This window comes from Flagellimonas sp. L-11 (assembly GCF_056857735.1).
The window spans coordinates 24,491-44,267 of sequence record NZ_JBSXNR010000058.1 but is presented as its reverse complement, the minus strand read 5'-3'; the positions used below and the strand labels follow the sequence as shown (position 1 = coordinate 44,267).

Below are 19,777 nucleotides of genomic sequence, written 5' to 3'. Positions count from 1 at the left end.
AACGAATTTGTTCCTGTATAAAGAATGACAAACTGTATCAAAAGAGTTTAGTGGTATAAAATTGACAACTTGGTAGTTTTTATCATAGTAATCACTACAAAAACCCGACAGGATCCATGCGCAAAAGTTGGGGTAAGATTTTGGGACGCTTGCAGCTCTTCACTGCGTTTCGTTCGCTTTTATGAAAGGACTTTTATATGAAGATTTGATTCAAATTATTGGGCTATTTCTTGTCCAATAGCTTTTCCAGGTAAGTCACCTTGTCTTTTTCAGCCTGAACAAGACGTTCATAGAGTTCAATCACCTTGTCCAAGGGATTGAATGTGCAATGATTATTGAATGTCCCCTCACTGCTGTCATTAAAATTGTTGAAGTAATTAATGGCCAACTCTTCAGAAAAGTTATGTATTGCTTCGGGTGTGACTCCCAAGGCTTTGGCGACAGCTTCAAGACGTTCATTATCAAGGGTCTCGGACTGTTCAATTTTGGAAACACTTTGTTGGCTGACACCCAACATCTCTGCCAATGTTTCCTGTTTCATGCCCCTTAGCTCACGGATGCGGCCAATCTTTCTTCCAATGTGGTTGTTCTTTTTTACTGTCTCCATATTCCAAAAATAAACATTCCAGATTTAAATATACGGGTAAATTACCAATGGTCGTGGTTGGTTACAACTTTGTATGGTTGGTTACACGGGAACAATGCCGTTGCTTTAGGTAAAACAAAAAATTATGGAGCAACGGACATTCAACTTGGAAGGGACGGACAACCCGGACGAAATTAGGGGAATCGTGTCCAAGGTGGTCGAAAAGGTCGATACCAACCATATCTATCTGACCATTGGAGGCGAGGAACACCCATATAAATATTGGTTCATTATCGTGACGGGAGACTATGCCAATAGGTTCCGGGAAGAGAAAGAACAGTTCCTGAAAGTATTTTTTGGTATGTACCCTGATTGTGTTGTGAGTTACTTTACGCCTACCCAGATAGGGGAGCAAGAGTCAGCAGGCACTACCTTTTTTGTCAATAATTGTAACAGGGAAAATATGATATATACCTGTTTTGATGATAGGAGTCTTGCCCCGTTCGACGAAGATGTTCTACCAAGAGTCCTAAATAGTTCGAGGACATATTACGAGAAAGAAATTGAAAAGGTGAGGGCATTTAGGAAAGGGGCTATGCCTTTCATGGATGAGGGATACTTTGAACTCGCTGGCTTTATGCTCCACCAAGCCTTGGAAATGGGATATCGGTTGGCCGAGCACTTCCTTTTGGGCCACACCCACAAAGGGCATTCAATAAGAGAACATCAAAACTTTATTGGGGATAGAAGCAGCACGTTCGGGGAAATTTTCCCTCAGGATATTGAAGAAGATATACGGTTGCTGAACAAACTAGATAAATCCTATGTAAAGAGCAGGTATTCCAAAGACTTCATCATCGAGGAGGAACAAGCCGATTTGATAAAGGGTTCCGTGGATATGTTCATCCTAAAATTGGAGGAATACATACCCGCCGAACTGGAAAAATGCCAAAGGAAAATCGAGGACAAGATGAATTCCACAATTCACGAACCCCTATCACCGAACATTAATGATAAAAGCCAAAAACAAGACCCTTTGTTGAATAGGCTCAGGGAACTGGAATGGAAATATTGTGGAACCTTGGAACCTTCTCAACAAAGAGAGGGACATTACAGCCTTAAGTTGATCAATGGCGGATACCAAGAAGCCATGTTGATAATCACCAATCTGATCAAGGTGTGCATGATGGCCATTGAATATCCCCATGGTTCCTCAAAATGGCTTCAAGAACCTGATATTGCCATAGCTGACACAATAGGCCATATCCTTGACCTTATGCCCTATGATGAGATGGAATTTTTGGATGAGGTAAGGCAATTGCTTTCGGAAACGCCATCCAATGATGAACCCCAAAATAATTCAATATGAAATCAAAAAAGAAACGCTTAAAGACCTTGGAAGAAATTCAACAGTTGAGGAACAATCTTTCGGGACTCTTGGGAAACAAAAAGTCAATAAATCCAAAAGGCTACTACGTGTCCTTTGAGGTAAGGGACAATAACCACATTTTAATGCAGATTATAAGTCTTTTGGAGGTCTGCGTTTTTGCCCTTGATGGAGAGGGAATGATGTTATCCCCTGATAATAAAAATGCGTCCAAAGATGACAGCGTTACCCAAGTGTTGGAACTGGTATTGAGTATCCTTCCCGATAGCCAGATGTACTTTTTGGACCAATTGGATGAAAAGCTATCAGAATTAGAAAATGGGAAAAAGTAAAACAACGAGTAAAAAGAGAGTTATGAAAAAAAGCAAAAAAGAATTGAAAAGATTAAAGAAATCCGCAAGGAACAAATTGGTCGTACTTGGGCCTTCCAATATCCGAAAGGATAAATTTAGACCAACATTTGTGATGTTGGATGGTTATCTAGATCTCTTTGTCACCATAGAAGCATTGATTAATGTATGTATCCTGGCGACCCAAGGAGACCCATATACTCCACCGCATGTAAAACAGCCGGGGGAAGATATACGAAAGACCTTGGAACTGGCCACACAACTTTTACCATTTGATGAAGGGCAGTTCTTGGATGAAATTAATAGTTTGTTGAAAAAAGAACATGAAGTTGATTAAAAATGTCTTAAGCTTTAGAAAAGAAATTATCGATAATCAAATTATATATTAATTCATAATTAAACTGCTTCCATAAACTTCTGACCAAGGTAATTGTGGTCTTCAGGATTTTCATCAATCAATAGCTTACATACTTTTGATAATTTTCTTGAAAAAGATCTAATTGCCGTATTAGGACTTTCATTTTCTTGAATGGCAGGATTCAGGTATATTAAATCAGCATGGGCAGGGTTGCCTGGGGAATAAATTGTTACTTCGATTGTTTCTGGCAAATATTCAAAGTCTTCGTTAAGAGGAGTTGATTTTATGATAGCCTCAAATTCCGGCCTGTTTTCCAAATATTGTTGTTTTACTTTTTCAAAATCTTCCTTCTTAAAACAATAAAACCCTACAAATTTTCTATCATTTATAGCCTTTAAAGCTAAGTGTTTGCATTTGTTTTCATTGCAATAATTACCTCGCTGAAGGGAAACGCCTCCCTTATTTGGAAGGAAAACATCTTTACTAATTAGTTTTTCTTTTTCGGGAACCTTCTTTTTAAAGTTCCTATCGAATAAATAATGTGCTAAGGTTTCGCAATTCCCGATTTCATTTGGTATTATATCGGACATTTAATCTAAAAAAGCTCCTAAATTTTTAAACAACTCACTTTTGTGTTTGGTAAAATCTTCTTCATCGATTTGAATTACATCTTTACCATCCTTTTCTATAAAATATCCGATTTTGTTGGCTCCTATTTCTAAGGAAAATACATTATCTAAATCTTTTTCCCAATCTAAAACTAATGTTCCAAAGGGGGTTCTAGAAAGGTTTTCAATGTCAAATTTTTCAATAATACTTGGATAGAAACTTTCGATAACCTCAACACTTTGTTTTAAGACATCCGAACTGATTTTTTGATTGACATCTTGACTCTCAAACAATGAGGTTATTTCAGATTTTAATTCATTCAATTTATCATGTTCAGTCTGGAAAGTATAATGATAAGTGTTTTTTAAATCAACGAGTTGTTCATCAAAAGTGAGATAATCATTTTCATTAGTACTTTCGTTTAAGATGCTATGCTTCTGAATCTCGGGATCCAATAATAAAAAAGTAGAGGTCAAAACATCCATATTATAAACCAATTAATTTTTGTGTTTCAGTTGAAAGTATATCTTTCAGTATCTTTTTATTTTCTGAATGAGCATCTTCATATAGGGAACTAAATTTCTCTTCTTTCTCTTTTAATTTACTAAATAATTCATAATCATTAAACCGTATAGCATAATGATGATCAATGATTATTCTTCTTATATCATTGTTAAAAGAAATTTCTGTTTTCTCCTCAAAAAAATTAGGGTTTAAATCTCCTTGAGAGATTAAAATTAACGTACCGTTTTTGGAATTTAAGAATTTCTTGTTTAACAACTCGGAATCTATGTTGAAAATCGAGCTTACAGGAATGAGATTACTTTTGTCTTCCCAAATAAACTCATCGCGATAATTTAAACCAATAGCTTCAATATAAAAATCGCTATCATCGCTAAAAGTTTCTAAATCTTTATCTATCCTTGATTTAAAGCTTTCCCATTTATCATATTTTCTAGTCTCTATGGAAACCTTAGATTGGTTTTGCTTTATATTTTCCGCTCTTAGAATGTTGTTAATGCTTCCATAATTATCAAAACTTTCAAATAAAAAGCCACTTACCTTATCATTTGAGACCCCAAAATCAGTTTGATTAATATTAATGGTTCTAGCTTTAATCAAATTCTTTTTTTGATAATCACTAAAGCCCTTCTTGTTTTTCATTTTTTCAAAAACATCATTTGGCTTTAAAAAAGATTGAGGAATAAAGACGGTAGCAGCCACCTTGCTAATCGAGTGTTGATTAGAAATAGGTTTTAAAGGTTCCAACATTAATTGCTAAGGATTTATATACAAAAGTAAGTATTAAAATCAAATTTGAGAATGTTGCTGTAATAATTATATCTTAAAACGTTGGAGATATACTCGAAGACATTTTATCGTTATGGCCTCAGGTTGACTGAAGAGTTTGTTGCAAATAACGATGAGGATATTAAGAAAGTGACTCCCTAAATTGAAATGGTTTTCAAACTATTAGAAGCGAGGTATAAATAGTATAGGAATGTCAATCTAGCGATAAAAATTTTTAACCTACAAAAGTTGCTTTTTTGGTACAATAAGCATAAATTCGCATCGTTATCTCATATATGAGATAACGAATTAAACTTCGCAAATTTTTATTCCGCCCTCTACAAAATAATCAACACTTGACTTTTTCAAAAAAAATGTATACCTTTGTAGTATAGTATCATATATGATACTATACTTTTAAATAATATGCCGAAAGAATCATTTGACAGAGCAGCTTCCGATATTGCTACTTTCTTTGAAAAACACCCTTTCAAGGCTTATACAACTCATGACATCCAACAGATATTTGATTCAGAAAAAGATAAATGGAGAATAGCTAATTATCGCAACTACAAACACTTCATCACTTTCTTGAACGATCGTAAAATACTATTGTTGGACGTTCAAAATCATGAGGGCCATACCTCCGAAAAACGAATTTTAAGGAAAAAAGAGGCAACACCTTTTCATGTCGGCTTGACCGTTAAAAAGGATGGATACTTAAGCTACTATTCAGCCATGCAAATCCACCAACTTACCCTTCAGTTACCAAAAACCGTTTATGTCAGTGAAGAAAAATATGAGGATGCCTATGCATTGAAACCAAAAGATGTCGAGTTGGAGCAGGATGCAGTGGACAGGGCATTTTCCAAACCACAACGTGTGGCGAGGGAATCCTATAAATCAACTTTTGATGGCTTTCGCTATGTCTATCTTCAGCGAAAGCATACTTCTATCAATATCGGTATAACAAAAAGACAGAGTTTGACCGTGACAGACCTTGAGCGTACTTTAATTGATATTGCCGTCCGTCCCGTATATTCCGGTGGAGCCTTTGAGGTGCTGGAAGCTTTCAAAAATGCAAAGCCAAATATTGATGTGACAAAACTTAACGAATATCTTATTCAACTAGACTATATCTATCCTTACCACCAACTCATTGGATTTTACCTGGACCTAATAGGTTTTTCAAAAAAAGACCTACAGATGTTTTTGGATAAAAAGACAAATATCAACTTCTATCAGGCCTATAATCTATCCAATAAAAAGCTGAATGAAAAATGGGGTATATATCACCCTATTGGGATTGAAGCTCTTTGATTCGTTCCTGTACGAAATCAAAGTAAAAATCATACTCTTCACTTTTAGCGGTGATGGTATCCTTTACATTTAGCCAGTCTTGGGCGTGGGTATCTCTATATTTTTCTATTAAATCCAAAAACTTTAATGGCACCTTCTTCGCATCGAAGATATGTTGAAGCATTTCTTTATTTTCAGAAGAGGAACAATCAATCTGAAAATTTTGAAACAAGTTCCAAATGTCATAAAAATCCCGAGCCCTAAGCTTCATTTTGGCAGTGGGTACAATATCCCTGTACTCGGGCATTGACTGGCATAGCGCCCTCAATTTCTCAAATACAATCATTTCTGGGGTGTACACATAAAAAATGGCACCTTCTACATCGACCAACCTTTTAGGCTCTGTATATTCATATGAACTAATATCGACCGTAAAAATCGTCGAATTATTTTCTTGGATTACATGAGCCTCTCTTCTGTTTTTGTCCTCGTCTTCAGGGGTGTAATTTTTGTAATCGATTACTTTGAATGCTAGCTGATATCCCTTCCATTCCTTCACCTTATTCTGCCTTGGCTTTTCGTAAAATTTTACGTCAAAAACCACCAAATCGTGTTTTTCAAATTCCTGGGTCAAAAGTCCCTGCATTTTGCCATTGATTCTTTTGTATTCCTCATTGGTGAAATCTCCGGAAATTGAGAAGTCAACGTCTTTGGAAGCCCTGTCTGTTATCTTATAAGCCAACTCCAAAGCGTTTCCACCTTTAAGGACAAGACCGTACATTAGTTCTTCATCACCTACTAAAGCACGAAGGGTTAACATTTTTATAGTTTCGAGAATGGAACTCATAATTTGAAAAGTAGTCGTTTTGCCGTGAAAAAAATTAAAATAAACATATTTATCGAGAAACGAAATGTGATTCACATTATAAAAGAACTTCTATGGCTTTATCAACAACAGATGTATCCAATTCCTTCAAATAGGCTTGGGTTATGGCCATATTTTGATGCCCCAATGATTCGCTGATTACATCTGTTGCAACCCCTTTTTGCTTTAGGCAATTGGCAAAACTGTGCCGAGCCACATAACTGGTCACAGATTTTTCAATTTCGGCCAATTTGGCGATTGCCTTTAAATCCTTATTGTAGTTTTTGAGCACTTTTGTTTTGCGGTTCTCTATCTGGTTGGGTGTAAGCACGTCACGGAGTAAAATGGGGAACACATATTTTGTGCCCAATGAATTTTTACGATAATAATCCAAGATCTCCTGAACCGGAGGTAAGATTTTAATGGTAAAGTTTCCCTTGGTTTTAGAACGGGTATAGTAGATATTGCCCCCTTTGATGTCCTTCCATTTCAATTTCATCATATCGGCAAAGTTCATCCCCCTGGTATAGAAACTAAATACAAAATAGTTTTTGCTGTTCACAAGCTCTGGGTTTTCAGAAAGGTCAACATTGATTATTTGTTTTACCTCTTCAAAGGTAAGTGCCCTTTTGGCACCCTTTCCTTTCAATCTCGATACTTTGTATACACGAAAGGGATAAAGGGATTCCTTTACGATATTTCTTCTGATGGCATGGTTGTACAACGCCCTTATGGAGCGCATCCTCACGCCAATACCGCCATCTGTGCCACCTCGTGAACGCAGATAGGCCTCATACTTTTCAAGAAAGGCCGGAGTAATGTCCGTAAAGGAGAGGTCTTTGTCAAACTTTAAATATCTAAGGACGGATTTACTGGTATCGTTGTGGAAACGGGCATTGCCCATTCTGCCAGCTAGTTTCAACTCCTCCACTATTTCATCCCAAAAGTCAAAAACGTTTCTTCTTACCGGGTTGAATGCCAGCCTAAAATTATGTTCAAATTCCCTCAAAGAGAAATCGTCTTTCTCCATTTCCAACTCTGCAATCACTTTTAAAGCCCTGTCCCTAAACTTTAATAACAACCGGTTGTCCTGAATAAAATTGCTATGATTCTTATTGAAGGAGCCAGTACGTTCATCCCATTCTTTTGGAAATGCATTGTAAATGGTCTTGAAGTATTTAGATCGCCTATCTTTGGTCACACGAAGGCATACCGGATAACTTCCATCGGAAAGCTGTTTTTTTCTTAAAACCGTTCGTACATTAATCATTTTCAGCGGTGTTTTGGGTACAACATAGGTACAACAAATGGTCATTTAAAGGTAGTATTGATGCTTCTAAATGAAAAGAAAAAATTCATAAAACATTGAATATCAATACATAAGAAACCAAATGAAAATTTATGATAGCTAAAAAAAGCTGCTCATAATCAGGGGGTCCCTGGTTCGAGCCCAGGTGGGACCACTTTTATTAATATTGAAGCCTTGTAAATCAATGATTTATGAGGCTTTTTTCTTTTAAGGGGATGAATTGAAAAACCCTGTAAAAAGAATTAGTTGATGATTTTAAAAGTGTTTTACTCACAGGTAGAGTTCTAATTTAATTCGATGATAAATTCAGCCCCTTTAAAGGCTATATGTAAGTGATGTGCCTGGAGTCCCTCATGATTATTTTTTGCCACTTTTTCAATTCGGTCCCGCCACAATTCGAGAACATTAGATTATTTGGGTCGTCATGGTGTTGCTTCCAATAAAGATAATTGGCATGCCCCAGTTCATGGGCAAGACAGCCAGGGTTTCTTGCCTCAATAGTGACATAATCAGAAAAAAGCCCCAAGGAGCAACCACGTTTTCCCTTGATGTCCCTAACAGCAAACACAACAATAGGGGCTGCAAAACCTAAAAGACGGCGCCCAACACCGTCAAAACAATAGGTGTTGGCAATCAATTCATAATTGCTGCCCGTTGCAAGAACATCGTCTGTCCAAGCACCTGAATCACATTCCACATCGAGATTTCTTTCTCTAAGATGGGTAGGGATAACCGTATGAATATTTTCAACAATGAGTTTGACATTGGCCGAATTCCTCCACACATTTATAGCGTCATCAATTGTTGGTTGAAGGTTTACAGGGGAGGTAAGCTCTCTTCCATTTTCATCTCTGAGAATTATTATGCAAATCCGCATTTTCTTTCTAATATCAATTCCGAAAAGGTCCAGTATTACCCCGACCAATCCAACTATCCGCCAAACTATTTCGATTATCAAGTTCCATAATTGTTTGATGAGCCTGCCTATTATTGGAATCATCAAGATGATACTAATGATGCCGGCAATAATGTCAATGATAATATTGACAGTCCAGCATACTACCCGTATCACCCATTTTCCCACAGTGATTACAACAAAGGTTATAACCGCCACAAGAACCACCTCAATCCAACAAAACCACTTATTGCAGCATAGACACCATTTTTTGCATCTTCTTCTCTTGCATTTCTCTACACGTTCCTCGCGCCATTCCTTGACAGGCTTTTCAATTTCCTCCTCCACCCATTCGTGGAACTCATCACAAAGTTGTGCCATGGTTACCTGTTTTGATTATTGATTTATATTGTTCAATGTCCTCCAGTTTTGTAAGGACATTGGCAAGCTTTATATAACTTCGGAGAAGGCCGGCAGCTTTGGACAATGCACTGGATATTATTGATATCCCCAAGGACCAAAGCAGGAACTTCCATTGAAAAGCGGATGTTAGGGAGAAAATCAATAAACTACTGAAAAAAGATATAAAAAGGCCGATTGCCCCCCATGTGCAGCCGCATTCATTGAAAAGTTCCTGGATCTTAATCTCGATTGTTCTTGTCTGTCCGGGATCAAGGTCCAAATCAATCTTTACCTCTTCGACGTGCTTCCGGTTCAAAAGCGTGTTGAGCCTTTGCGTGTTCTGGATATCCTGCAAATTCCTGAGCAGTAGTTTCATTTTCAGTACGACATGATGATAGCTACTAATAATAGTAAGAAATTACGTCCAAAATTTAAGTGTGTATTGTATGGATTGCTCGTCTATATGTTCATTTGGTAGGTTTTTGGGAATAAATGCCTTCCAAACAGAACATAAATGTTTTGTAAACAAATGATTACATAACATTTTGAAGTAAAGAGGTATAATTATTTTTTTGCTTCTTTCATTAAATAGTAAGAGAGACTGGCTGGAAGAGATGGATACTGAGAGCCACTAAAAATGGACAATTTGAGCCATCGCATGTTTTGATATGGACCATCTTGTTTTTCAGTGATTTATTAGTGTTTGTGCTATGCTCAATTTTCCCGGCGAAGGAGGTGTACTAGGTCCGTTGGCGGTTAATAAAGGAAACTAAATTTAGAGGGATATGTATAGAATATAAGCACTCATGTTTAGCAAATTATGGGGTATTATGCACTTATATTACTTGAATTGGAGCCTAAACAAAAAAAGCGTATATTTACAACGATGTAACCGTAAAAATACAATTATGAGTGCTAAAGTTGAATCAGGTAGTCCAATTAAAAAGCAAAGCCGACAGAAATCAGTTATTGGTAAAAAGGGACAATTACAAGCTAAACCTCGTAAGTTTTCACCCTCTTGGGTTGTTGCACACCCTAAAGACGCTCCTGGATATAAAATGCAATTAATTGGTCGAATCCGAGAAGGAGTAAAAAAGTCTGATTGGAAACAATTGATACTTCATACGGGTTCTACTGAAAAGGAGTTTGAGCATATTCTTCCGGCATCGATAAGTAGTATGCAAAAGAAAACTGTATATGGAAAAGAAACATCCGAGCGTATTTATGAATTAGCGACCTTATATGGATTGGGTTATGAAGTTTTTGATTCTAAAGAAGACTTTAAGAAATGGTTAATGACCCCATCAAAGACACTTGGGAATAAGGTTCCTTTTGAATTGCTTGATAGTAGCTTTGGCTTTGAAATGGTTGAAAACGAAATTGTCAGGATTCAATACAATGTTTACGGCTAATGGTTGTTTATCGAGTTGCCAATGTAAAATATAAGGATTCTACACTTTCAGGAGTAGGAGCTGAAAAAGTTGGAGGTAGATGGAATGAGGTGGGGACTAGGGCTGTATATTGTTCAGAAAATATTTCATTGGCACTATTAGAATATTATGTCCACTCACAGAATATTGCATATTTACCAAAAGAGCTTTTAATAGCTAAAATTCAAATCCCTGATGATTTTGAAATTAAAGAGATAGAGGAACTTCCAGCAGGATGGAACCAATACCCATATACTTCAAAAACCACCAAAATATTTACTGAATTTGCAAAAGATCGAAATGCTTTCGCATTAAAAGTACCATCTACAATTGTAGGTGTGGAGTTCAATTTCATCTTAAACCCTCTATATAGGGATTTTGGAAAAGTGGAAGTTGTTGAATTTTTAGATATACCTATAGATGATAGACTGAAAAAGGACAAACATGATTAAATAGTGTTCTTTCTAAAACGATAGTAACACTTCTATTGCCTCATCAACAATAGATGTATCCAATTCCTTCAAATAGGCCTGTGTGATTGCCATGTTTTGATGGCCCAATGACTCACTGATTACATCTGTCGCAACACCTTTTTGCTTAAGGCAATTTGCAAAACTGTGACGAGCCACATAACTGGTAACAGATTTTTCAATTTCGGCCAATTCGGCGATTGCCTTTAAATCCTTGTTATAGTTTTTGAGCACTTTGGTCTTGCGGTTTTCAATCTGGTTCGGGGTAAGCTCATCATGGAGCAAAATAGGAAAGACATATTTCGTGCCCAATGAATTTTTACGATAATGATCCAGTATTTCCTGAACCGGAGGGAGGATTTTAATGGTAAAGTTTCCCTTGGTCTTGGAGCGGGTATAGTAAATGTTTCCACCTTTGATATCCTTCCATTTCAATTTCATCATATCGGCAAAGTTCATTCCACGAGTATAAAAGCTAAAAACAAAATAGTTTTTGCTGTTCAAAAGCTCCGGATTTTCAGAAAGGTCAATATTGATTATCAGTTTTACTTCTTCAAAGGTAAGAGCCCTTTTGGCCCCCCTTCCTTTCAATCTCGATACTTTATATGCATGAAAGGGATAAAGGGATTCCTTTACGATGTTTCTTCTTATGGCATGGTTGTACAATGCCCTTATGGAGCGCATCCTTACACCGATACCGCCATCTGTGCCACCTCGTGAACGCAGATAGGCCTCATACTTTTCAAGAAAGGCCGAGGTAATGTCCGTAAAAGAAAGGTCTTTGTCAAACTTTAAATATCTCTGGACGGATTTACTGGTATCGTTGTGAAAGCGCGCATTGCCCATACTACCAGCTAGTTTCAACTCCTCCACTATTTCATCCCAAGTATAGGCAGAACTTCGGAAAAGGCTTCATTTTTTAACCCCAAATCTTTATTGTAACATTTTGTAACAATAAAGAAAAATACCATATCTTAGTGATGTAATTCGCAGTGATAATTTGATCTTTATAAGGGTAACCGTAACCTATGTAAGGTTTCAACCTTTTGAAAATCAAACACTGACAGTAATGCATAAAAACAACTAAACAGAATTAGAATGAAAAAAATGTTAAAAAAACTAAGTAAGTTCCGCATTAAATTGATGCTTGTGGTCTTGACCTTGCCCTTAGCGGGAATCGGTCAAGAAGTTGGTTCAATGGAGCGACTGGTCTCTCCTGAAATTGCCGATGACAACACGGTAACTTTTAGAATTAAGGCACCAAAGGCAGAAAAGGTAGCCTTATCCGGCAATTGGATGCCAATGGTACCCAGTAAGGGAGTGGGAATGACCCGAAAGACCGTAGCGCTGAGCAAAGATGAAAATGGAGTTTGGTCCACTACGGTTGGCCCACTGGAACCAGAACTTTATGGGTACACTTTTGTCGTAGATGATGTTAACACTTTGGATACCGCCAATTTATTGGTTGCTCGCGACGGAGCATTTAGGACAGAAAATGTGCTGTACATTCCAGGTGAAGCCTCTGAACTCTATTGGGCCAAAACAGGACCAAAAGGGACCGTTCACAAAATTTGGTACGAGTCCCCGACCTTGGACTTAACCCGTAGAATGTATGTATACACACCACCGGGGTATGCCGATAACAATAAAAACTATCCTGTTTTGTATCTATTGCATGGTGGAGGTGGAGACGAAGAGGCATGGCCAACCCTTGGGGTTGCAAACCATATCTTGGACAATCTTATTAATTCAGGAAAAGCCAAACCCATGATCGTGGTAATGACCAATGGTAATCCAGGTCAAGCCGCCGCTTTAACGGTAAGCCCTAAACTGGAACCTTCAACACAACCCGTAGGGGGCATGGCAAATATGTTGTTCGAAAAAAGTTTGGTCAATGACGTGATTCCTTACATTGAATCACATTTTCGAGTGAAAGCCAACAAAGAGAATCGTGCTTTGACCGGCTTGAGCATGGGCGGCCTACAGACCATGAACACCTCTTTTGAAAACCCCGAGCTGTTCGATTATATTGGCGTTATGAGTATGGGATTTGCCGACCTCAGTCGTTTTGGAATTGAGGTGGACCATTCTAAAAGAGGTGAGCAAATAGAAGCTTTAAAAGCTGCCGACCCTGAACTTTATTGGATTGCTTGCGGAACGGACGATTTCTTGTACCAAAGTGTAGTTGATATGCGAAATGAACTGGACAAACACGATTTTGACTACACCTATCGCGAAAGCACCGGCGGACATACATGGTCCAATTGGAGAATCTATCTATCGGAATTCGCGCCGATGTTGTTTAAATAATAGGGTAAAAGGTATCTTGTATTCCCACTAAAACAAAAGATAGATCTTTTTGCTTTTTAAACCCTTTCAAGTCTTGGATTTGGAAGGGTTTTTTAATGAATTGAACATTTATCAAGAAACAGCACCTTTTTTCCGACATCAATTGAATCCCCAGAATTCACTAATTTGCTACAAAGGTATTCTATGGACTTTCCAAATAAATTCCCAACTTTTTTAGATTGTTTTCCCGTTCAATCCGCCCCGTCTTTTTGTGGGGGGCGTTTTGAAGGAAAAATAATGTTTTAGGTAATGTGCCCGTAAAGGTTCACGTATGGGGTTCCCCTTTGTATCACGGCAAAGACCCTGGACAACAATTTGTTCCTAATGATATTGATGGTGCTCATCTTGTTCTTTCCCATGGCCACTCTACGTTGGTAATATTCCCTTATTTCAAGGTTGTGCCTGATGGATGATTTGGCACACATATCCAAAAGACTTTTCATCTTTTTGTTCGCAAGCTGGCTAATCCTAGGCCTTCCCTTTAGGCTGGTCCCCGATTGGTTGGGAAATGGTGCCACTCCACAGTATGACGCAAACTGTCTTGAGTTCTTGAACTTGGTAAATCCTTCAGTGAAGACCATTAGGTGGAGGGCTGCCTGATTCCCAATGCATTTGATGGAGAGCAATAGTTCGAACTTTCGGGCCATTTCCCTATCTGAGGAAATGATGGCCTCCATTTCTGTTCCAATGGTGTCGATTTGAACGGATAGTTCCTTGATCATTTTTTTCTGTACCCCTAGCAATAGTTTGGGCATTTCTTTCCCGAACACTTTTTTTTGCTCTTTCAGGCTGGCTTTGTAACCGGCCCTTTGCCTTACCAGTCTTTCCCGCAACGACAGGAGTTTTTTTAGGGTCCTTATTTCTTTTGGGGCGACTTGGGAGGGCTGGATTTCTTCGCGGAGCCTATAGGCGTAGATTGCGATTTTTTCGGCATCTACCCTGTCATCCTTTCCCCTTGATATGCCCAGGGACCTTTTGATCTCAAGTCCGGGAATGATGGAGAAGGGCAGCTTATTGTTCGAGAGAAATTCGGACAGCCGTTCGGAGTATAGCCCTGTATGCTCAAAGGCGAAGAAGATCATTTCCCTTGGATGGACAGTGTTGGCCAAAACCCATTTTACCAAAAGGGACATTCCCTTTTCCGTGTTCTCAAAAGTGGCCGACCGCTTGTTTGAATGGATACTTGCATCGAGGGTGGCCTTGCTCACATCGATGCCGATGGTCTCTTTGATTTCCATAACTTTATAATGTTTTAAAATGGTTACGTTGACTAAAACCTTTAATAGGGGATTCCTAAAATTCTATCTGGTCCTTTGTAACCTGATTAGAAGAGAATGGGGACTAATACTTACCATGGGCCGTTAACCCAGGATTTGGGTGAGTTCACCCCATTCTCTTTTTAAAAACCAAAGTTATCCACAAAAAAGGAAGTTATGAGTCTCCCCCGGACCCCCTCTTTTCAACATCATAAACAATGGTTTAAAATAGAAAGTTAATCTAAAGGATAATTCTATGCTCACTGCCGAACAAAAACTCAAGGAGCGTATCAAGGAACTTACCTGTTTGTATGAGGTAACCTCCCTGATCGTCAACTGCGATTATGACGATATGGAAACCGCATTGCTTGGCATTGTGCAATGTTTGGAGCGCGCTTGGCAATTCGACAAGGAAACTTATGTGGTCCTTTCCACCTCCGATTATTCTATAAAAACAGAGGAAAAGGGCGATGCCTATGTTTTTTTGGAATCCGTCATTACCGTGTTCAATAAGCCCAAGGGTGAGATTAAGGTTGGGTATCCGTTCCCCAAATACCAGCTAAAGGATTTTTTAGAAGAAGAACAGCAACTGTTGGACAATGTCTGCCTAAAAGTGGGCAATTTGTTGGAACGTAAGGAAATCAAAGAAAAGGAAGAACATATCCGCAGACAGGTGGAGCAATCCGACAGGCTCCGAATCTTGGGAGAAATCACAGCGGGTATTGCTCACGAGCTCAATACACCACTGGCTAACATATTAGGTTTTACCGAACTCTTAAAAGAGCGGATAAGTAATGATGAACAGGCGCTCAAAGATTTGGACAAAATTATTACCAACACCATATTTTCACGGGAAGTAGTAAAAAAACTGATGTTCTTTGCCTGCGAAATGCCAGAGACCCGTGAAGTCATCAATGTGGTCGAGGTGATGGAGGAGGCCATCAATATGCTGCGGACCACCTTGAGGCAGAATGATGTCTCTTGCGAATTTGAGCATTCCGAAGACACCATTGAACTTCGTATTGATAAAATCCAGTTGACCCAAGTGGTCTTCAACCTTATTGTAAACGCCATCTATTTTGCACCGCCCAAAAGCACTATTTCCGTTTTTCTTGGAATCGAAAAGGAAAACATCATCCTAAAAATTGCCGATCAAGGCCCTGGCATTCCCGAAGAATCCATAGCGCACATTTTCGACCCTTTTTTTACGACCAAACCCGTTGGCGAGGGATCAGGATTGGGACTTAGTGTGGTGCACGGTATTGTTCAGAGCCATCAAGGAAGCATCGCGGTTAGGCCAAATACTCCAACAGGCACTATCTTTACATTGAAATTCCCAAAAAAGTAAACGCCTTGTTGAAAAACGAGAACATATTGCTGGTCGATGATGACATCGATATTCTTGAACTGTTGCAACGGCATTTAAAGTCGATGGACTACCATACCTACAAAGCCGTTTCGGTAAAAGAAGCGCTTTACATTTTAAAAGATACCGAGATAGATTTATTGGTAACGGACATCAATATGCCGGAGATAGATGGCTTGGAATTGGTAAAGTATGCTGCTGAACATTACCCAGATATGCCCAAATTGGTGGTAACGGGCTTTCCTTCGGTGGAAGATGCATCAAAAGTTATTCAGCATGGTGTAACGGACTACCTTACCAAACCCTTTACCAAAGTAGAGCTGGAAGATGCCGTAAAAAAAGCCTTTGCCAGCAAAGATGCCAAGGAGACCATTAAAACATCATCCAAAGAAAATATTGCCAAGGGCTATGCGGACATGATAGGAACCTCCGAAGCGTTCCAAAAGGTCACGGAAATTATAGACCGGGTAAAGGATAACCGAGCCACAGTTTTGGTTCGCGGGGAAAGCGGAACTGGAAAGGAACTTGTGGCAAGGGCTGTCCATTATTCGGGCAAGTTTGCCCGGGCTCCTTTTATTGCGGTAAACTGTGGTGCCATCCCAGAGAACCTTTTGGAAGCAGAGCTTTTCGGTTACACCAAAGGTGCCTTTACGGGGGCCAACGAAAATCGCAATGGTTTTTTTCAGGCAGCGCACAAGGGAACTATTTTTTTGGATGAAATAGGAAACGCCCCCTTGCCTGTTCAAAATAGATTGCTGCGGGTGCTTCAGGAAAAAGAAGTGACCAAAATAGGCTCGCAAAAACCTGAAAAATTGGATGTGAGGGTTATAGCTGCCACCAATAGTGATTTGGAAGAACTAATTCAAAAGAAAACATTTAGGGAAGACCTTTATTACCGCCTTTCCGTGGTTACGGTTGATGTCCCCCCCCTTAGGGAACGCTCCTCCGACATTCCTTTGTTGGTCGACAAGTTTATGCAGAAGTATGGCATTGAATATAAAGATCGCTTTGTTCGCATTGCTGATGACGCCCTTGACGTTTTGGAACGATATTCTTGGCCAGGCAATATCCGTGAACTGGAAAATGTTGTGCAACGCGCCGTTATTATGTGCGATGGCAAAATTACTTTGGAGCATTTACCCGATGAACTAAAGTATAAAATAGACTTCCCAAAAAAAGGTTTTAAAACGCTTCAAGAAAAGGAAAAAGAGTATATTCAAGAAGTGCTCCTGTCCACCCAAGGAAACAAAACCAAAGCAGCTGAAATTTTAGGAATCAACCGGAAAACGCTTCGCGAAAAATTGAAATAACTACTGGGGCATTTTACCCCGACCGGGTAAAAAGTACCCGCCTTTGTTTTTCTTTCACGGAACTAAATAAAAGTTAAACATCTTATAATCATATATTTATGATTTATGATATGCCCGTATTACTGTAAATGGCACAAGGGTTGCGTTTATATGGGCAAAATGCTGGGATGCTGTTGAGGTGTCCCGTCCGTTAAGAACTGGAAATGAAATACGGAAGCCTGATCATGGAGAAAAAGGATTATGTAACGCTTAAACGAATACTGAACTTTCATAGGTATTATGAGGACTATGCCCACAAAGATGCCTTGGAAAAGTTGAGCGACAGAATTGACAAGGCTTTGGTGGAGGATGAGTCGGATATTCCAGATGATGTGGTTCGGTTAAACTCAAAAGTTACGGTCGAATTTGTAAATGGAGCACGTCAAATGTTTCAACTGGTTCCATCGACACGGGGTAATCTTAAAAACAATATGATATCTGTTGTGAGTGCCATGGGAGCAAGTTTGGTCGGGCTTGCAGTTGATGATACTGTTCAAATCGGTACTCCTTCGGATTCGAGATCCTTTAGGATAGTGGACGTGGAGCAATCACACCAATTATCGTCCAGTTTTGATTTTTAAAATGCAGTACAAAATAATTTGTAAACCTTAAATATATATAGTTATGAGAATAATAGTTTTAGCACTTCTGTTCGTGGTAGCAACCACAAATATCAACGCACAAAATGTAACCCCTCAAGAAGTAAAAGTTGGGGATATATTGGAGATTGGCCGTCCCGATGCACCCCAGTACAAGCACATTGATTTCCCCCGTGCCAACTTCATTATTAAAAAAGGAGGCATTGCCAATTATAAAAGAGTAGAGGGAAACAAAGTGGTGGTAACCGCCATAAAGGAAAAAAGGGATGGCACCGTGGAAGTGAGAATAAAAAAGACCGACGGTAAAAGATTCTTTAACAGCCACCCTGTGGTTAAGGCAGATTTGAAAAATGCACTTGAGTCGGGAGAGTTAAGTGTACTGTAGTTGATTGATGATTTCCGCTCAGCTCAAAGCATTTAGGTTTGCTCAATTAGATGGTTAGCTAATGGCTGGGCGGATTTATTCAAATAAATCCAAGTTCAATTCTATAGAAACAACAAAAAAAGCAAAGAATGCCCAAAAAAATGTCCATAAAACAGCGAATAAACGCTGGTTTCATACTGGCTGCGGCATTTATATTGGTGCTTGCTTCCAACCGATTGAACCAACGTAATTTTTCTACCGTAGAACAAAGTGTAAACTCAGTTTTTGAAGATCGTTTGGTGGTTCAGGAATACATTTATAGGCTCAATAATCTATTTCATAAGAAAGAACTGGCCTTGGCCAAAAATGAGTTAAACACGAACACGCTTGCGGAATCTTCCGATATAGAAAAAATACTTTCAGATTTTGCAAAAACAGAATTAACGGTCAAGGAATCGAGGTACTTATCGGACTTGAGAAGCAGCTATTCCGAGCTTCAAGAGATGGAGAAAAACCTATCGGTCAAGAATGCATCCGGAAGCGCAGAAATGAAGCGTGATATCTCATCAAAGCTGACCAGGATTAACAATGACCTTGATGAACTTTCCGAGGTCCAACTTTCAGAGGGAAGGCAATTGACCCAACGATCCCAGAGGTCTCTTGGCATGAACCAATTATTATCACGTTTGGAAATAGTGTTCTTGGTCATTATCGGAATACTTTTTCTTCTTATTGTATTCCATCGTGAAAAACGAGGTATGCAACTGGTGGAAAAGGATTCTTAGGGTTTTCCAAGCTTCAAATAACCTCCAAAATGGATTGGGCATTCCCATTAAAAACAAAGTTTTCACCCTTTTCCTTTCCTAGCAACAATCTGGCTATGGGAGCGTTGGCCGAAATACAGTAAACAACACCATCGGTATACTTAAAAGCACCTGCGGAGATGGCTATAAAATAATCGGCCACACTTGTTTTTACCAGAGAGCCCAAACATATTTTTGCTGACAACCTATCAATATTGATTTTATTCAAGATGCTTCGGGTTGCATCGAGCTCCAGCAATTGTTGACCCAGCTTTTCCTGTTCCAATTGCACCATGGCCCTTCCTGTTTCATGCTTGTCACCTGCCGAACTTTTGGTTTCGGAACCCAAGGATTCCCGGAGTTCATCGCCCTGTTTTTTGAGACGTTCGGTTCGCTCGTCCAAATGGCTCCAGCAGAAGTCTAAAAGTGCTTTTTTCATAA

At 38.9% G+C, this 19,777-nt stretch carries 23 protein-coding genes; 12 read left to right on the top strand and 11 right to left on the bottom strand.

The features are described 5' to 3' along the window. Positions 1-223: 223 nt before the first annotated feature. On the bottom strand, positions 224-607 hold the full coding sequence (locus AC13CC_RS09445) for a helix-turn-helix domain-containing protein (RefSeq protein WP_482875737.1): 384 nt from the start codon (positions 605-607) through the stop codon (positions 224-226). Positions 608-731: 124 nt separating this feature from the next. Here AC13CC_RS09445 and AC13CC_RS09440 point away from each other — a divergent pair, with 124 nt between their 5' ends. From AC13CC_RS09440 to AC13CC_RS09430, 3 genes are read left to right on the top strand one after another with little or no spacing between them, the layout of a single operon-like run. Then, positions 732-1,955: a HEPN domain-containing protein gene (locus AC13CC_RS09440; protein ID WP_482875736.1), complete on the top strand. Its 1,224-nt coding sequence runs from the start codon at positions 732-734 to the stop codon at positions 1,953-1,955. Next, a complete protein-coding gene (locus tag AC13CC_RS09435; protein ID WP_482875735.1) occupies positions 1,952-2,305 on the top strand; it encodes a hypothetical protein in 354 nt (117 codons plus the stop codon). The genes AC13CC_RS09440 and AC13CC_RS09435 overlap by 4 nt, the downstream gene beginning before the upstream one ends. A 22-nt stretch (positions 2,306-2,327) precedes the next feature. After that, positions 2,328-2,660 (top strand): hypothetical protein, encoded by a 333-nt coding sequence (locus AC13CC_RS09430; protein WP_482875734.1) that lies wholly within the window; start codon positions 2,328-2,330, stop codon positions 2,658-2,660. Positions 2,661-2,719: 59 nt separating this feature from the next. On the opposite strand, the gene AC13CC_RS09425 is transcribed toward AC13CC_RS09430, so the two are convergent. The 3 genes from AC13CC_RS09425 to AC13CC_RS09415 are packed head-to-tail and all read right to left on the bottom strand — an operon-like array spanning position 2,720 to position 4,562. Beyond that, entirely contained in the window at positions 2,720-3,271 is a 552-nt protein-coding gene (locus AC13CC_RS09425; RefSeq protein ID WP_482875733.1) for a hypothetical protein, read from the bottom strand. After that, a complete protein-coding gene (locus tag AC13CC_RS09420; RefSeq protein ID WP_482875732.1) occupies positions 3,272-3,775 on the bottom strand; it encodes a hypothetical protein in 504 nt (167 codons plus the stop codon). It abuts the gene before it with no gap. Position 3,776: 1 nt separating this feature from the next. Next, entirely contained in the window at positions 3,777-4,562 is a 786-nt protein-coding gene (locus tag AC13CC_RS09415) for a TIGR04255 family protein (protein ID WP_482875731.1), read from the bottom strand. 444 nt (positions 4,563-5,006) lie between these two features. Between AC13CC_RS09415 and AC13CC_RS09410 the strand changes: the two genes are divergently transcribed. Then, entirely contained in the window at positions 5,007-5,900 is an 894-nt protein-coding gene (locus tag AC13CC_RS09410; protein WP_482875730.1) for a type IV toxin-antitoxin system AbiEi family antitoxin domain-containing protein, read from the top strand. On the opposite strand, the gene AC13CC_RS09405 is transcribed toward AC13CC_RS09410, so the two are convergent. The 4 genes from AC13CC_RS09405 to AC13CC_RS09390 form a co-directional block, all read right to left on the bottom strand. After that, on the bottom strand, positions 5,878-6,726 hold the full coding sequence (locus AC13CC_RS09405) for a nucleotidyl transferase AbiEii/AbiGii toxin family protein (RefSeq protein ID WP_482875729.1): 849 nt from the start codon (positions 6,724-6,726) through the stop codon (positions 5,878-5,880). The genes AC13CC_RS09410 and AC13CC_RS09405 overlap by 23 nt on opposite strands. A 76-nt stretch (positions 6,727-6,802) precedes the next feature. After that, positions 6,803-8,014: a phage integrase SAM-like domain-containing protein gene (locus tag AC13CC_RS09400; RefSeq protein WP_482875728.1), complete on the bottom strand. Its 1,212-nt coding sequence runs from the start codon at positions 8,012-8,014 to the stop codon at positions 6,803-6,805. A 361-nt stretch (positions 8,015-8,375) separates the two neighbouring features. Next, positions 8,376-9,329, bottom strand: a complete 954-nt coding sequence (locus AC13CC_RS09395) for a hypothetical protein (RefSeq protein ID WP_482875727.1) — start codon at positions 9,327-9,329, stop codon at positions 8,376-8,378. Then, the gene (locus AC13CC_RS09390) at positions 9,313-9,726 is read right to left on the bottom strand and encodes a hypothetical protein (protein ID WP_482875726.1); all 414 of its coding nucleotides are present in this window, start codon (positions 9,724-9,726) and stop codon (positions 9,313-9,315) included. Before AC13CC_RS09390 ends, AC13CC_RS09395 begins: the two co-directional genes overlap by 17 nt. A gap of 532 nt (positions 9,727-10,258) precedes the next feature. Between AC13CC_RS09390 and AC13CC_RS09385 the strand changes: the two genes are divergently transcribed. Both AC13CC_RS09385 and AC13CC_RS09380 read left to right on the top strand, forming a co-directional pair. Then, on the top strand, positions 10,259-10,762 hold the full coding sequence (locus tag AC13CC_RS09385) for an antitoxin Xre/MbcA/ParS toxin-binding domain-containing protein (RefSeq protein ID WP_482875725.1): 504 nt from the start codon (positions 10,259-10,261) through the stop codon (positions 10,760-10,762). Next, positions 10,762-11,232 (top strand): RES family NAD+ phosphorylase, encoded by a 471-nt coding sequence (locus AC13CC_RS09380; protein WP_482875724.1) that lies wholly within the window; start codon positions 10,762-10,764, stop codon positions 11,230-11,232. Before AC13CC_RS09385 ends, AC13CC_RS09380 begins: the two co-directional genes overlap by 1 nt. Before the next feature lie 12 nt (positions 11,233-11,244). Here AC13CC_RS09380 and AC13CC_RS09375 read toward each other — a convergent pair whose 3' ends face one another. Next, positions 11,245-12,123 (bottom strand): tyrosine-type recombinase/integrase, encoded by an 879-nt coding sequence (locus AC13CC_RS09375; RefSeq protein WP_482875723.1) that lies wholly within the window; start codon positions 12,121-12,123, stop codon positions 11,245-11,247. Between the two features lie 225 nt (positions 12,124-12,348). On the opposite strand from AC13CC_RS09375, the gene AC13CC_RS09370 reads away from it, so the two are divergent. Next, positions 12,349-13,560 (top strand): esterase, encoded by a 1,212-nt coding sequence (locus AC13CC_RS09370; protein ID WP_326276573.1) that lies wholly within the window; start codon positions 12,349-12,351, stop codon positions 13,558-13,560. Positions 13,561-13,841: 281 nt separating this feature from the next. On the opposite strand, the gene AC13CC_RS09365 is transcribed toward AC13CC_RS09370, so the two are convergent. Further along, complete coding sequence (locus AC13CC_RS09365) at positions 13,842-14,837, bottom strand: IS110 family RNA-guided transposase (protein ID WP_482875722.1); 996 nt, start codon at positions 14,835-14,837, stop codon at positions 13,842-13,844. Positions 14,838-15,111: 274 nt separating this feature from the next. On the opposite strand from AC13CC_RS09365, the gene AC13CC_RS09360 reads away from it, so the two are divergent. The 5 genes from AC13CC_RS09360 to AC13CC_RS09340 all read left to right on the top strand — a co-directional run bounded on the left by AC13CC_RS09360 (position 15,112) and on the right by AC13CC_RS09340 (position 19,318). Continuing rightward, positions 15,112-16,203, top strand: coding sequence for a sensor histidine kinase (locus tag AC13CC_RS09360; protein ID WP_326276572.1), 1,092 nt, complete (start codon positions 15,112-15,114; stop codon positions 16,201-16,203). A gap of 5 nt (positions 16,204-16,208) precedes the next feature. Then, the gene (locus AC13CC_RS09355) at positions 16,209-17,531 is read left to right on the top strand and encodes a sigma-54-dependent transcriptional regulator (RefSeq protein ID WP_482875721.1); all 1,323 of its coding nucleotides are present in this window, start codon (positions 16,209-16,211) and stop codon (positions 17,529-17,531) included. Positions 17,532-17,734: 203 nt separating this feature from the next. Then, complete coding sequence (locus AC13CC_RS09350; protein ID WP_326276569.1) at positions 17,735-18,151, top strand: GreA/GreB family elongation factor; 417 nt, start codon at positions 17,735-17,737, stop codon at positions 18,149-18,151. A 43-nt stretch (positions 18,152-18,194) separates the two neighbouring features. After that, entirely contained in the window at positions 18,195-18,554 is a 360-nt protein-coding gene (locus AC13CC_RS09345) for a hypothetical protein (protein WP_326276568.1), read from the top strand. Between the two features lie 128 nt (positions 18,555-18,682). After that, positions 18,683-19,318: an MCP four helix bundle domain-containing protein gene (locus AC13CC_RS09340; protein ID WP_482875720.1), complete on the top strand. Its 636-nt coding sequence runs from the start codon at positions 18,683-18,685 to the stop codon at positions 19,316-19,318. Between the two features lie 13 nt (positions 19,319-19,331). On the opposite strand, the gene AC13CC_RS09335 is transcribed toward AC13CC_RS09340, so the two are convergent. Further along, entirely contained in the window at positions 19,332-19,775 is a 444-nt protein-coding gene (locus tag AC13CC_RS09335; RefSeq protein WP_482875719.1) for a 3-oxoacyl-ACP synthase, read from the bottom strand. Positions 19,776-19,777 lie beyond the last annotated feature (2 nt).